The 13,503-nt window shown below is 42.1% G+C and carries 14 protein-coding genes; 7 read left to right on the top strand and 7 right to left on the bottom strand.

Annotated elements, in window-relative coordinates; all coding sequences use genetic code 11:
- The 3 genes from Q8O20_RS05635 to Q8O20_RS05625 form a co-directional block, all read left to right on the top strand.
- Positions 1–2,607: response regulator (locus Q8O20_RS05635; protein ID WP_305530349.1), on the top strand; the 2,607-nt coding region annotated here is incomplete at its 5' end.
- Positions 2,608–2,772: 165 nt separating this feature from the next.
- The gene (locus Q8O20_RS05630) at positions 2,773–3,384 is read left to right on the top strand and encodes a PAS domain-containing protein (RefSeq protein WP_305530348.1); all 612 of its coding nucleotides are present in this window, start codon (positions 2,773–2,775) and stop codon (positions 3,382–3,384) included.
- Between the two features lie 60 nt (positions 3,385–3,444).
- Entirely contained in the window at positions 3,445–3,990 is a 546-nt protein-coding gene (locus Q8O20_RS05625) for a hypothetical protein (protein ID WP_305530347.1), read from the top strand.
- A 108-nt stretch (positions 3,991–4,098) separates the two neighbouring features.
- On the opposite strand, the gene Q8O20_RS05620 is transcribed toward Q8O20_RS05625, so the two are convergent.
- From Q8O20_RS05620 to Q8O20_RS05590, 7 genes are all read right to left on the bottom strand, one after another.
- On the bottom strand, positions 4,099–5,175 hold the full coding sequence (locus Q8O20_RS05620) for an OmpA family protein (RefSeq protein ID WP_305530346.1): 1,077 nt from the start codon (positions 5,173–5,175) through the stop codon (positions 4,099–4,101).
- 130 nt (positions 5,176–5,305) lie between these two features.
- A complete protein-coding gene (locus Q8O20_RS05615; RefSeq protein WP_304740064.1) occupies positions 5,306–5,845 on the bottom strand; it encodes an outer membrane beta-barrel protein in 540 nt (179 codons plus the stop codon).
- Between the two features lie 18 nt (positions 5,846–5,863).
- On the bottom strand, positions 5,864–6,607 hold the full coding sequence (locus tag Q8O20_RS05610) for a BON domain-containing protein (protein WP_305530345.1): 744 nt from the start codon (positions 6,605–6,607) through the stop codon (positions 5,864–5,866).
- Positions 6,604–6,759 carry a hypothetical protein gene (locus Q8O20_RS05605; protein ID WP_304740068.1) on the bottom strand — a complete coding sequence of 52 codons (156 nt, stop codon included), beginning with the start codon at positions 6,757–6,759 and terminating at the stop codon, positions 6,604–6,606. The genes Q8O20_RS05610 and Q8O20_RS05605 overlap by 4 nt, the downstream gene beginning before the upstream one ends.
- Before the next feature lie 95 nt (positions 6,760–6,854).
- A complete protein-coding gene (locus Q8O20_RS05600) occupies positions 6,855–7,145 on the bottom strand; it encodes a hypothetical protein (RefSeq protein WP_304740070.1) in 291 nt (96 codons plus the stop codon).
- Between the two features lie 11 nt (positions 7,146–7,156).
- Positions 7,157–7,408, bottom strand: a complete 252-nt coding sequence (locus Q8O20_RS05595; RefSeq protein ID WP_304740072.1) for a hypothetical protein — start codon at positions 7,406–7,408, stop codon at positions 7,157–7,159.
- 69 nt (positions 7,409–7,477) lie between these two features.
- Positions 7,478–7,699, bottom strand: a complete 222-nt coding sequence (locus Q8O20_RS05590; RefSeq protein ID WP_304740074.1) for a lmo0937 family membrane protein — start codon at positions 7,697–7,699, stop codon at positions 7,478–7,480.
- A gap of 239 nt (positions 7,700–7,938) precedes the next feature.
- On the opposite strand from Q8O20_RS05590, the gene Q8O20_RS05585 reads away from it, so the two are divergent.
- From Q8O20_RS05585 to Q8O20_RS05570, 4 genes are all read left to right on the top strand, one after another.
- Positions 7,939–8,301, top strand: coding sequence for a hypothetical protein (locus tag Q8O20_RS05585; RefSeq protein ID WP_305530344.1), 363 nt, complete (start codon positions 7,939–7,941; stop codon positions 8,299–8,301).
- A gap of 127 nt (positions 8,302–8,428) precedes the next feature.
- Positions 8,429–11,098 carry a chemotaxis protein CheB gene (locus Q8O20_RS05580; RefSeq protein WP_305530343.1) on the top strand — a complete coding sequence of 890 codons (2,670 nt, stop codon included), beginning with the start codon at positions 8,429–8,431 and terminating at the stop codon, positions 11,096–11,098.
- Positions 11,095–12,378, top strand: coding sequence for a PAS domain-containing sensor histidine kinase (locus tag Q8O20_RS05575; RefSeq protein WP_305530342.1), 1,284 nt, complete (start codon positions 11,095–11,097; stop codon positions 12,376–12,378). Before Q8O20_RS05580 ends, Q8O20_RS05575 begins: the two co-directional genes overlap by 4 nt.
- Entirely contained in the window at positions 12,371–13,486 is a 1,116-nt protein-coding gene (locus Q8O20_RS05570) for a sensor domain-containing diguanylate cyclase (RefSeq protein ID WP_305530341.1), read from the top strand. The genes Q8O20_RS05575 and Q8O20_RS05570 overlap by 8 nt, the downstream gene beginning before the upstream one ends.
- Positions 13,487–13,503: the final 17 nt, after the last annotated feature.

The following is a 13,503-nucleotide window of genomic DNA, read 5'->3' as shown; positions in this document are numbered from 1 at the left end:
TCCTTCTCAAGCAGGACCTATGCATTTGTCGGCATGACCGCGTGCAGCTTCTGGGCGGCGGCGCCGATCCTCGCCTGGCATTCTGGGCACGCGATGGGACCGGCGGCGGCGCTCTTCTACATCATCGGCGGGTACATGCTGGCGACCGCGCAATTGCGCTCGACGCCCTCGAACGCGTTGATCGTCACGTCGCCCTATGGCGCCGCGTTCGCCTATCTGCTGATTTCAAGCATCGGCACGCCAATGTTCTGGCCGACGCTCGCTGCGTTGCCGGTGTTGGCGACGACGGTCGCTTATGTGCTGATCTTCGGCTATCTGTCGCAGGCTGAAATGGAGAAAATGAACGCCGAGCGCGCGGCGCTCATCGGCGAACTCGACCAGGCGCGCGTCGCCGCGGAACGCGCCTCGCAGGCGAAATCGATGTTCCTCGCCAATATGAGCCATGAAATCCGTACCCCTATGAATGCGATCATAGGAATGTCCCATCTAGCTCTCCTAACCGATCTCAACCCCAAACAGCGAAACTATATTTTGAAAGTCGACTCCTCCGCCAAAAATCTTCTCGGTATCATCAATGATATTCTCGATTTCTCCAAAATCGAAGCAGGGAAAATCGAATTTGAACACATCGATTTTTATCTCGAAGATGTGATGGATACCCTTGCCGATCTCACCGTTATCAAAGTACAGGAAAAAGGGTTAGAACTGCTGTTTGATATCGGTACGGATATCCCTACCGCACTTATCGGTGATCCGTTTCGGCTGGGGCAAGTACTGAGTAATTTAGTCAACAATGCGATCAAATTTACCGACAAAGGTGAGATCACGGTCGGTGTCCACAAAATATCCGATGAAGAGGATGGGGTACGGGTACGTTTTGACATCACCGATACGGGTATAGGGCTAAGTGAAGAGCAAAGAAGTAATCTTTTTAGGGCTTTCACCCAAGCCGATACCTCGACGACTCGAAAATACGGCGGTACGGGATTGGGTCTAACGATTAGTAAACGTCTTGTTGAGATCATGGAAGGGAGCATCGAGATTCAAAGTCAACCCGGAGTGGGAAGTACCTTTTTCTTCACTGCCAAATTCGGAGTACAGGGTGAACAGCGTCACCTATCTCTCGATCCGAAAGATATCGAAGGACTACGGATCTTGGTGGTCGATGACAATGCCAATGCACGAGAAATCGTCATCACTATCCTCGAATCGTTTAAATTCTTCCCTACCGCCGTCAGTAGCGGCGAATCAGCAATTCATGAACTCGAAAATGCTCAACGCAATAATAATCCCTACGGTTTGGTTCTCATGGACTGGATGATGCCGGATATGGACGGTATTGAAACGATTAAACGGATACGCAATGATGTATTACTTTCACAGACTCCGGCTTTTATAATGGTTACCGCATACAGTCGGGATGATTTACTCCAAAGGGCCGAAGGAGTTCATCTCGATGGGTTATTAGTCAAACCCGTCAGCCCCTCAACGCTGCTCGATACGATCCTTAATGCGTTGGGAAAAGAGGCTTTTCAGAGAACGCGTAAACAAGAGAAAGAGAGTAATGCCCAAGAGGCCATCCAATCGCTTCAAGGCTCCTATCTGTTACTTGTCGAAGACAACGAAGTCAATATGGAGCTGGCATTGGAGTTGCTCCAAGAGTCCGGAATTAGGGTTGATGTCGCCATAAACGGTGCTGAAGCGGTGGAGAAAGTTAAACTCACCGACTATGACGGTGTCTTGATGGATTGTCAGATGCCGATTATGGACGGTTTTGAAGCAACCCGTCAGATTCGTCAAGACTCCCGTTTTAAAGATCTTCCCATCCTTGCTATGACGGCTAATGCTATGGCGGGCGATAAGGAAAAATGTATCGCATGGGGTATGAATGATCATATCCCCAAACCGATCAATGTAACACAGCTGTTTCTCACCATGGCACGTTGGATAAAACCCGCAAACCCGCATGCTTCTATCCTCCCATCACGTAATGAGCCGGAAATACTCCCCGATATTCCGGAACTTGAAATCAACAATACACTTATACGCCTCGGAGGCAATATCAAACTGCTTCGCAAGCTTATCAGCCGCTTTAGCGAAACCCAAATCGATGCAGTGCTACGGATTAAAGAGGCACTTGCCCTGCATAATATAGAAGTTGCGAGACGAGAAGCCCATACACTCAAAGGACTTGCCGGCACTATTGGTGCAAAATTGATCGAAGATCATGCGCAAACAGTCGAAAACATGCTAAAAGAAAATGTAACAGAGGGACGGGATGAAGCTATTCACACTTTAGAAATTGACCTTATCAACCTTTTATCGAGAATCAAATCGGTATACGGTACGTCCGTTGAAACTCTTCCCGCCTCTAAAAATACCTCTATATCCGTCGACAAAGATAAGTTGGCCGCCAAACTTAAACATTTCAACGAACAACTAACCGACTTGGATTCCGATGCTTCGACTACACTGATTGAGCTTTATGATGAGTTGAGCGGATTTGATGAGATGAAAAACATACAAAAATTTGTCGATGAGTTTGAGTATGAGGAGGCACAAAAAGAGTTGCTGGTATTAGCTAATACGTTAGGAATTATGATTTAAACAGTTTATACTGTTGTAAATTTTCCCATCTTCTTTTTATATATAATTTAATTATTAATGATTATGTTATGTTTTATTTAAAGTAATTAAATATTATTATTTATTATATCCTTTATGAAGAAAGTATTCTTTTTTCTTAACTATCATTATTTGAAGGAGAATATAATGTATTTTCAAGATGCTGATAAACATAAAGAAGAATTTGTACTACTCGCGGATAAAGAGGGGATTATTCTATCCATAAATAGTCAATTTAGAAAAAATTTCGACTATGATGTAACTGATGTAGTCGGTCAGTCATTTAAAATGCTCTTCCATCCGATCAGTATTGAAGTCATCATTGACGATTTATTGAATACTCTCTCGAATGGAGAGATTTGGAACGGGTACTTAAAACGAGTGCCCAAAACTGGTCAACCGTTTTGGGTACACTCCACGATTAGTCCAATAGAACCAGCGGGTGGATTTTTATCAAGCTGCCGTAAAGTATTAGAAGAAGAGATTCCCCTAATAGATTCTCTGTACCATGAAATTTTTTTATTAGAAGAACATTCGCTGGTCTTTATTGATGTAACCCTCTCGCATTACGATAAGCAACACTCATTTCATATAGATTCGAATAATATGAAAGAGTTAATGGAAAAAGTAAAAATAATTATTTCAAATCTGATATCTGATGGTAGTACATTTGATATCATCCTTTTTGATTCAAACATATTCACTCAAGATAACTTTACGAAATTGATGGCAGTCTACCTCCCATCAAGTGAAAAGTAGTAAATTATGTTAAGAAAGAATATATTGCTCATTGACAGTGATTATCAAACAATTTTATTAATGAATATTTTATCGGAAATCGATAAAGAGTTTAATGTTATTAGCGTTTTGAATTTTGACGATGGAATAGCAAAATATAAAAGCAATCCCATTGAGTTAGTTATTGTTGACTTTTCTGTTAATGAGAATAATCAACTTTTTACAGAAATTTTGAAAATAAATCCGAAACAAAATACGATTACGTTAAGTGATAAAATCGCATGTTGTTCTACTTTAGGATGCCAATCCTGTATTGAAAATTTCAACAATAAAAGACTCATAAAACCTGTTAATGCAATGCAACTACACTCGCTTTTAAACAATTTCAATTGTGTAGAATGTAAATATTATAATAATTTTGATCACATCGAAACGATTATGCCTGATATCGTTAAAAGATTTATCGGTTGTGCTTATGATACAGAAAAAAAAATTATACAATTTAAAAATAACGGTTATCACACCCTACAATCAATGATCACTTTATCTAGTATTTTAGATGAGCACAGCGTATACTATAAATTTATCGATGAGTTCAATGTTCAAATTGACACGGCTTGCATTTAATCAATCTTTTAGAAATCAAGATAAACTTCTTCTGCGATCAAACACACCAAATTTACAGTGCGAGAGAGCCCCCTTACCAAAAGGTTCGGCTCCCGAGCAAACTTGAATTTATTCGTAAATATCTATTTCAACACGACGATTTTCGGCACGCCCTGCTTTGAGCATATTGCTCATAATAGGCATACTTTCACCTTTTCCTACGGCAGTTAATCGCTCAGATGCGATACCCTGAGAGATTAATGCCTCTTTCACTTTATTCGCCCGTTTTTCTGAGACTATTTGATTGATTTGCGGTGTCCCGATGCTATCGGTATGACCGGTTATAGTCGCTTTATAGCGGGGGTTTTCGTTCATGAAGATGACAAAAGCTCGTATCTCTGATGCCGCCGTTGAATCAATATGATCGGAATTAAAGACAAAATGATCATTAATCGTTGCGATTAACGGACATCCGTATTCGTCAACTTTAAGCCCCTCAGCGGTATTAGGACACCGATCATTGGGGTCTAAAACACCGTCATTGTCGCTATCGATGGGTGCAGCAACCGGAACAGGTTCCACGATAGGTTCCGTTACTGCCGCCGTTTTGACTGGTTTCTCAGCCACAGCCACAGCCGCAGGAGCGATCACCGCAGTCGGCTCTGAAGACGTGATAACCCGTTCAGAGGCTTTTTTGTCAAATGAAAACGTTAATCCCCCCAACAAAGCGAGATTGTTATCATGACTTCCATCGTTGGATTTGAGCATTTTGATAGCTTCTACTTTAAAAGCCACCTGTTGTGTTATCTCCATTTTGACACCCACTCCCGCATCCGCAAAAAAGCCGTCATGATTTCCAAAAGCGCTGTTGCTCATAGACTCATATCCGACCCCTAGTTTGAAAAACGGGGTGGTATTGAACTCTTTTTCAAATTCATAGACACCGTTCAGTGCGGTTCGATAGATTTTAGTATCGCCGCTGTCATACTTATAATCGCCCTCGCTGTAAAAAAACGATACTTCAGGTTTGAGGGGAAAATCCAATCCATTAGATTGTATCTCTACCCCATACGTACCGTAGTCATCAAGATATTGACCGTCATTGGGGATGGTATACCCTACCATGGTACTGATTTCATAATTATTCTCACTTGCTCCCAGTAGTGATGCGGCAAGAAGTACCGAGAACGCTAATGTACTCTTCATTTTAGATCCCTTCATTATCAAAATAACCCGATCCGAAGATCGAATTACTCTGTTGTAAAAATTTTGATTGTGTTCTATACCGAAATAACTTTATGTTTTTTCACGCAGACATCACCCAAAAGGATGAGAGTTAAAAACGGAGATTAGCACCGATGTACCACATTCGCAGTGTATCGGCATCAATGTTAATACCTAAGATGGTATCACTCCCCGTTTCGATGAGGTAACGATATCCCCCTTCGACTTCGATATTATTCATAACACGAACTATGGCTCCGGCTTGGCCTCCGTAATGAAGTCCGCTGAGATCGAGTTTGATCCCCGCAGCTTCTTCTTCAAAACGGGTATAACCCACTACCGGCCCAGCATACACGAAAAACGCATTGTCAATCATCGGCAAAATAAGATCAAATGCAATAGAGGCACCGTCACTGTTTTTTATATTATGCGTCGGTTCAACATATGTATACGAGAGTGATACTCTTCCATACTCGTCTATATATTGACCTAGCGTAGCCGTATAATGTGTGTCATCAATTTTTGATTCATATCCGGTTAAAGCAACCGTACTTTTTAACTCAGCATTTCCGACACTCACACCGATAAAAGGGACGTTTTCCGCACCCATCAATCCAGCTGCAAGTACTACAGCTAAAGCTATTTTTTTCATCACAACTCCTTTGTCTATTTATTCAATCGTCATTTTATTAATAACGCTGATTACCCCTTGAACATCTTCAGCCAACTTCGTAACTAAATGCTTTTCAGCTTCGTTACGCGCTTTTCCGCCGACGCTCACAACACCGTTGCTGGTGGTCACCGATGTTCGCAGAACACCCGTTGAACTGTGCATCATCAATGTCATTTTGACTTGAGCCGTGATAGAGGCATCATCGATCTTTTCACCGATCGTATCTTTATCTTTGGAAATAGTCATTTCATTTTTGACGGCTTTAACCCCTTCGACATCTTTAGCATACTCGGTAGTCAGCTCTTTTTGGGCTGGGCTTGCCGCTTTGCCTTTGAGAGTAACGATTCCGTCTTTGACAAAAATATTGGTGTTGCCGGCATCCACATTACTGTGAAACAAAAGTGCGGATTGTACTTTCATCTTCAGCCATGTATCGGACTTATCGTTTTTAATCACGATGGTATTTTCAACACTTTTAACTCCGGGAAGTGCTTCAGCTACGTCTTGAGCCATCGGTTTATGGGCCTCATCCAGTACATCACCGGATAACGTAACCACTCCATCTTTGGAGGACATTTTGATATTTTCATCGGTTAAATAGGTCTTATACACATAGCTCTTTTTAAACGATGATTCAATACGGTCATCCGTTTCCGATGCGAATAAAGGGATCGCCGTAGAGAGTAAAACCGCCGCAGCCATCGCTGCATTCATAGCATTACTACGTTTATAGGATTTCATTTTTTCTCACTTTTCACAGGATTAATGACAGACGCATTGTTTTGTGAATTCCCAACTTTTTCTACAATAGAAGGCACATTACTCCCCAATTTTACGTCATCTGCTTTTGGCTCTTGTTTCGGTGCTTTTTCATCTTTTTTAAACTTGTTCATTGTATTTTCCTTTGTTAGTTCTTTCATGGCCGGCACAGTGTGCATTCTGATTTATGTTTAATAGGACTTACTGGTTCTACAATGCCTAGTATCTCTTATTTTTTAAATTTTTCCGTCGTATCTTTAAGTGCCGTTCCTAAAGAGTTCCATGCACCCTCAATACCCTCTTTGAGTTGTTCCCACGCATCTTCACCCGCGCTATCAAGCCCTTTGAGTTTTTCTTTCGTCGTATCAACCATTGCTTGAAGTTCATCCAAGTGTTCATTGTATTTCACGCGAACATCGGCTGCGGAGTTTTTGACTTCCGCTTTAAACTCGACGAGTTTCGCCTGCGCTAATCCCAACTCTGCGTTCATTTTTTGTTTATACGCTTCTTTTGTACTCATTGTTGTTCCCTTTATTTATGATCATTCGAAATGATCAATGGTTTACCCCTCTTCATTCCGAAAAGTAGTATTAAACTGCCGATAATGACGGCACCTGCTCCCACAATATAGGGAATTTCGAACATTTCTTCTTCTTTAACCGTTAGCTCTATCGGTTCCATTTTGGTCTCTTTTGTCTCTTTTGTATAACTGAACTTTCCGTATACTAATCCAAGTACACCCGCTATGATCAAAATGATTCCCGCGATTTTAAAAATGTTCATTCTCTCTCCAAAGCATAAAAGGTTGAAATCTCCACAAGGTCAAGCAAGATTGAGAAAACCCTTTTAAATTTATAAACGACGCCCCTGAATGATACGAATTAGAAGTACCACAACGGCAATAACTAAAAGAATATGGATAAATCCACCCATGGTATACGAGGTGACGAAGCCTAATATCCAGAGGACGATAAGAACGAGCGCAATTGTTTCGAGCATTTTTTCTTCTTTGCCATAGTAGGCGTATCGTAAGGTATACAGACCACTGTCTGTCGCTCTAATCTTACGCGTCATTTAAGACGTTATGCTCTTTACTTTATACATAAATAAACTAAATAACATATTTGCTGTTAGAATACAGGGTTGCGACTTCACTGCATATTAATATAAAAATCTAATTATTAATCACAGCTAATGTTATATTTAGTATAGATTAAGAAACAATTGTAGTTCTTATATATTGATTTACTATGGTTTTAATCTGATACACTTATTTTAGTGAGAAATCACAATACTTAACACAAGGAAACACTATGTATGAATTTAAAATGATAGCTGCCTCCGTAATCGCACTAACCGCATTCATTGGATGCAGTGCAAAAGCACCTACTACGGGTGATTATATGCGTATGCATGCAGCAGATGAAAAAGCAATGGGCTCAGACCAAAAGCAACTGGCTAAAAATTGGGATCACGGCTCAGCGTTAAAAAAATCGGGTGAAAAATTGGTTAAACATGGTGAAGAGCTTGTGAAGTCGGGTGATAAAGATATGATGACCGGTAAAAATGAGATCGAACAAGGGAATAAAGATATTATCGAGGGGACGAAACTTGCCGAAGAGAGTGAGCGGATGTTTCATGAAAAATACCCTGATCTAAAGCTCGACCTTAAATAGATAGTTTCCTGTACAATACTGTATTGCTTCATCCTCTATTATCGGGAGATGTGATGCAGTCTGCTTTATCTCTAAGTGATTCAAATATAGTAACAAATAATCTAAATTACAGAAATGAGAGTCAATCATGACCAAACAAAAAACAGCAAAAGAGCAAACCACTCCTAACCCTATAGATTCACTACCCCCCCAAGAAGAAAGCGAGTTGCATGATACTCCCTTTCTTGTTGTCGGTATCGGTGCATCAGCCGGCGGATTGGCGGCTTTTGAGGCTTTTTTTTCAGGGGTTCCCTCAGACGGTAATCCCGATATGGCGTTTGTCTTAGTTCAGCATCTCGCCCCTGAACACACCAGTATCCTTAGTGAAATCATCCGAAAATATACCACAATGGATGTTTTTGAAGTAAGTGACGGGATACGGGTGCAGCGTAACTGCGTCTATGTTATCCCCCCCGCGTACGATATGGCCTATTTAAACGGCACCCTCCAGTTGCTTGAACCTGCCGCTGAGCACGGTAAACGTTTGGCGATAGACTTTTTCTTTCAGACGTTGGCACAGGATCAGCAGGAACGCTCGATCGGAATCATTCTCTCAGGTACCGGAAGCGATGGAACGTTAGGGATACAAGCAATTAAAGATGCGGGAGGAATCGTGCTGGCTCAAGCTCCTGAGAGCACTGAGTATAACGGTATGCCCAACAGTGCGATAGCCACCGATTTGGTCGATTACATTCTCCCCCCTGAAGCGATGGTTCAACAACTCATAACCCTCTCTTCGAACATCGACGGCGGTGAAGATAGTCTCATTGCCGCATCCAAAAATATGATGGATAAAATTTTTGTGTTACTTCGTACCAAAAGCGGTCATGACTTCTCACAATACAAACCGAACACGATTTTTCGCCGTATTGAGAGACGTATGGCGATACGTCAAATCGAGTCAATCAGTGAATATGTAAAATTTCTGCAACAAATTCCAGAAGAATTAGAGGAGTTGTTTCATGATTTACTCATTGGGGTCACCAATTTTTTCCGAGATCCCGAGGCCTTTTTATCTTTAAAAGAAAAATTTATCCCCACTCTATTTACCCTCAAACCGCAAGGGAGTGTGATTCGTGTTTGGACGACCGGATGCTCTACCGGCGAAGAAGCCTACTCGATAGCGATTCTTTTACGTGAATACATGGAAAAACAAAAACTCAACTACTCCGTGCAACTGTTTGCTACCGATATCGATTCTCATGCGATCGCCCACGCCAGAGACGGTTTCTATCCGCTCACTATCGCCTCCACCGTCTCTCCACAAAGACTGGAGCGGTTTTTTACCCTTGAAGCCGACGGCAGCGGCTATCGTATCCACAAAAATATTCGGGATATGTTGATTTTTTCCGAACAAAACATTATCAAAGATCCCCCATTTTCTAAAATTGACCTCATCAGTTGCCGTAATCTGATGATCTACTTTGGCGCTACTTTACAAAAACGGCTGATCCCCCTCTTTCACTACGCCCTCAATCCAGGGGGAATACTCTTTTTAGGCTCCTCTGAGAGCATCGGGGAGTTCAATGATCTTTTTAGCGTCGAAGATAGTAAATCAAAAATATTCAAACGCAAAGAGACCCTATACGATACGACCAAAACCATCGGTCGGATTGTCCCGAAAACCACCTCTATCCGTTCCCCATCGGTACAAAATAACACTAAAACCAATGCTTCCCCTAAATTACCGCTGCGGGAGATAACGGAACAGGCTCTTTTGAAACAACTCAATCTCACCGCAGCCTTGATCAACGCCCAAGGGGATATTCTCTATCTGCACGGTCGAACCGGAACCTATTTAGAACTCCCCTCCGGCGAAATGGGGGTCAATAATATCCTCAAAATGGCAAAAGACACGCTTCGGCGCGAGCTTACTATGGCATTGCAAAAAGCCATTACGACAAAAGAGATCGTCCGACGCGCATGGGTACAAATTCAACAAAACGATATTATCAAAAATGTTAACCTCACCGTTCGAGCCGTCTCCTCCGCTGCCGCCGTAACGATTGACTCTCCTCTGTACCTTGTCACATTTGAAGAGAGCCCTCTAGGGATAAAAGGAACTCTCAGCACTGAGACAGAGACAAAAGAGTCTGATCCACTCGGACATATAGCCGCCCTTCAGCAAGAGTTGCAGATACAAGAGGAGTTTCTCCAAGCCTCAAACGATAAACTCGAAGCGACTATCGAAGCGTTACAAGCATCCAATGAAGAGATGCAGTCACTCAATGAAGAGCTCCAATCGACCAATGAGGAACTGGAAACCTCCAAAGAGGAGCTGCAATCCATGAACGAAGAGCTCTCCACCGTCAATGCCGAACTCCAGACCAAAGTCACCGATCTCTCCCATGCGAATAACGATATGAATAACCTCCTCTCCGGTACAGGGATCGGGACGGTATTTGTCGATATCAACCTAAACATACTCCGCTACACCCGAGATGTAACCCGTACCATCAACCTTATCAAAAGCGATATCGGCCGACCTATCGGACATATCGTCTCCAACCTTGTCGGATACGATCACTTAGTCAGCGATATTCATAACGTCTTAGACACCCTCAGTCCAAAAGAGATAGAGGTTCAAACGGTTGAGGGGCTGTGGTTTACGATGCGGATTCAGCCGTACCGTACCTTAAATAATGTGATAGAGGGGGCGGTCATCTCATTTGTGGATATTACCGAAACGGTTCACATACGTGAAGCCCTCCACAAAGCCAATGAGTTACTTCATGGCCATACAAATGATGCGCAATGAACCTTAATAATGCACCGTTCAAAAGCTCCACCCGAATGCTCCGCCGCAAAGCCGAAGAGTTAGCGGCTCGCTCCCCCAAAAGTCTCGAAATATTATCCGGCGTTGAGAACCATAATCTCATCCACGAGCTGCAAGTACATCAGATCGAATTGGAGATGCAAAACGAACAACTCCACCTCACCCAAGTGGAGCTTGACCATGAACGTAATCGTTACATCGATCTCTATAATCTAGCACCCGTAGGGTATTGCACCCTTAACATGCAAGGAAAAATTCTGCAGGCAAATATGACGGCTGCGAATCTCTTTGGGACACATCTAAATAATGTCATCAACCAAGCTATCACCCATTTTATCCTCCAAGAGGATCAGGATATCTTCTACATGTGCCAAAAACAGATCGAAGAATTTGGTGAATCACGTTCCTGTGAACTGCGTATGATAGGTAAAGATGAAGAACCGTTTTGGGCACATTTGGAAACCAGAGATGGGCATAATCCCGACAATATATATGAGTATCATTTGATTATCAGTGATATTACGAAATATACGATAGTCAAAGAGAAGTTAAAATTGAATGAGCAGATTATGCTCGCACAGGCACAAAAAGCGGCTATGGGAGAACTCATCTCGATGATAGCCCATCAATGGCGACAACCGCTGAATAATCTGGCACTCATCAATCAAGATATGTACATAAAATTAGAATTGGGTAAATTGGATGATAAAAGTGTTTACGCTTCCCACGAAAAAGTAGATCAAATTTTGCAGTTTATGTCCAAAACTATCGATGATTTTAGAAACTTTTTCTCACCCGATCAGCCTAAAGAGTTGATAAGCATTGAGGAAGTAATCAACTGTACCTTGAAAATTATCGGACAATGCTATGTGACAAACATAGCGATAAATGTCCATAACAACAGTACAACTCCCTTGCTAATCCACAAAAACTCATTGGTACAGGTATTCCTCAATATTTTAGGAAATGCAAAACACGCATTGGAGTCGGCTAACGTGAAACCGGCGATCATTACTATTATTATCGATGAAACACCTACTTCCATCATCACCACCATTCGGGATAACGGCGGCGGAATTCCCGAGGCAATTATCGATAAAATTGCCCTCCCCTATTTCACAACCAAAGGGCTAATGGGGACAGGACTTGGCCTTTATATATCCCAAACCATTATCGAGAAATATTTTTCAGGTGCCCTGAGCTGGTACAACAAAAATCAAGGGGCATGCTTCGTCATCACGTTGGATAAAAGTCATGTCTAAGCGTCTGAAACCAACCGATACGGCACAGCTTCTACGCCGAAGAGCCGAAGCAATAGCCAAAAAAAACGGTACTGATACCTTACAAAATTTAGAAAAACTTACATCAACGGAGATCAAGAATATAGTTTATGAACTCAATCTCCATCAAATCGAGCTGGAGTTGCAAAATGAAGAGCTTCAGAGAGTACAAATCGAATTAGAGGATGAGAGAAAGCGGTATTTCGATCTCTATGAACTTGCTCCTATCGGGTATTGCACCCTAGATGCGCATGGAGTTATAGTGCAAACCAACCATACGGCTGCCCTGTTACTCACACTTGAGCAAAGAGATTTGCTTCAACACCCTTTTTCCACTTTTGTTATTGCTGAAGATCAAGATATCTATTACCTCTACTCCAAACAACTCCTCCAATGCGGATCAAATCCTATTTGTGAATTGCGGATGTTAAAAGCGGATCAAACACTCTTCTGGGCTAATCTAACGACAACGATAGTACGAGATTTGAACAATACACCGCAATGGCGGGTTGTCATAAGTGACATTAGTGAACGAAAAAAATATGAAAATAAGCTCCAGGAAATCGCTCAATACGATCCGCTCACGGCATTGCCGAATCGGATTCTATTGGCCGATCGTCTCCATCAAGCTATGGCACAAACCAATCGTCATAAACAACCTTTTGCCGTATTGTATCTCGACCTCGATGGGTTCAAAAACGTCAACGATACCTACGGGCATGAAGCCGGAGATCAACTGCTGATTAAACTTGCCACAAATATGAAACGAACCTTACGCGAAATTGATACCATTGCCCGAATCGGGGGTGATGAATTTGTCATTCTATTGCTCAATCTAAACGATATCCAAGCCTGTGTTCCAATGCTCAATCGATTACTAGAGAGTGTACAAAAACCGGTACTTATCAATAACCATTCCGTTGAAGTTTCTGCCAGTTTCGGGATAACCTTCTTTCCTCAATCCATAGAGATTGATGCGGATCAATTACTCGCTCAGGCAGATTATGCGATGTATCAAGCCAAATCGGCCGGTAAAAATCGCTATTATGTTTTTGTTGCGGAAGAGAATGAAGGTTATCGAAGTATCTAAAGAATAGAACGTTCCGA

Source organism: Sulfuricurvum sp. (assembly GCF_030691015.1).
Lineage (GTDB): Bacteria > Campylobacterota > Campylobacteria > Campylobacterales > Sulfurimonadaceae > Sulfuricurvum.
Note: the sequence above shows the minus strand (reverse complement) of the source record. Positions and strands in the feature narration are given on the sequence as shown.

Excerpts from the sequence above, each read along its gene's own strand:
- Q8O20_RS05590 (WP_304740074.1), bottom strand. The coding sequence starts at position 7,699 with ATGACGCGTAAGATTAGAGCGACAGACAGTGGTCTGTATACCTTACGA.
- Q8O20_RS05630 (WP_305530348.1), top strand. The coding sequence starts at position 2,773 with ATGTATTTTCAAGATGCTGATAAACATAAAGAAGAATTTGTACTACTC.
- Q8O20_RS05620 (WP_305530346.1), bottom strand. The coding sequence starts at position 5,175 with ATGAAGAGTACATTAGCGTTCTCGGTACTTCTTGCCGCATCACTACTG.
- Q8O20_RS05570 (WP_305530341.1), top strand. The coding sequence starts at position 12,371 with ATGTCTAAGCGTCTGAAACCAACCGATACGGCACAGCTTCTACGCCGA.
- Q8O20_RS05615 (WP_304740064.1), bottom strand. The coding sequence starts at position 5,845 with ATGAAAAAAATAGCTTTAGCTGTAGTACTTGCAGCTGGATTGATGGGT.
- Q8O20_RS05610 (WP_305530345.1), bottom strand. The coding sequence starts at position 6,607 with ATGAAATCCTATAAACGTAGTAATGCTATGAATGCAGCGATGGCTGCG.
- Q8O20_RS05595 (WP_304740072.1), bottom strand. The coding sequence starts at position 7,408 with ATGAACATTTTTAAAATCGCGGGAATCATTTTGATCATAGCGGGTGTA.
- Q8O20_RS05585 (WP_305530344.1), top strand. The coding sequence starts at position 7,939 with ATGTATGAATTTAAAATGATAGCTGCCTCCGTAATCGCACTAACCGCA.
- Q8O20_RS05605 (WP_304740068.1), bottom strand. The coding sequence starts at position 6,759 with ATGAACAAGTTTAAAAAAGATGAAAAAGCACCGAAACAAGAGCCAAAA.
- Q8O20_RS05625 (WP_305530347.1), top strand. The coding sequence starts at position 3,445 with ATGAATATTTTATCGGAAATCGATAAAGAGTTTAATGTTATTAGCGTT.
- Q8O20_RS05575 (WP_305530342.1), top strand. The coding sequence starts at position 11,095 with ATGAACCTTAATAATGCACCGTTCAAAAGCTCCACCCGAATGCTCCGC.
- Q8O20_RS05580 (WP_305530343.1), top strand. The coding sequence starts at position 8,429 with ATGACCAAACAAAAAACAGCAAAAGAGCAAACCACTCCTAACCCTATA.
- Q8O20_RS05600 (WP_304740070.1), bottom strand. The coding sequence starts at position 7,145 with ATGAGTACAAAAGAAGCGTATAAACAAAAAATGAACGCAGAGTTGGGA.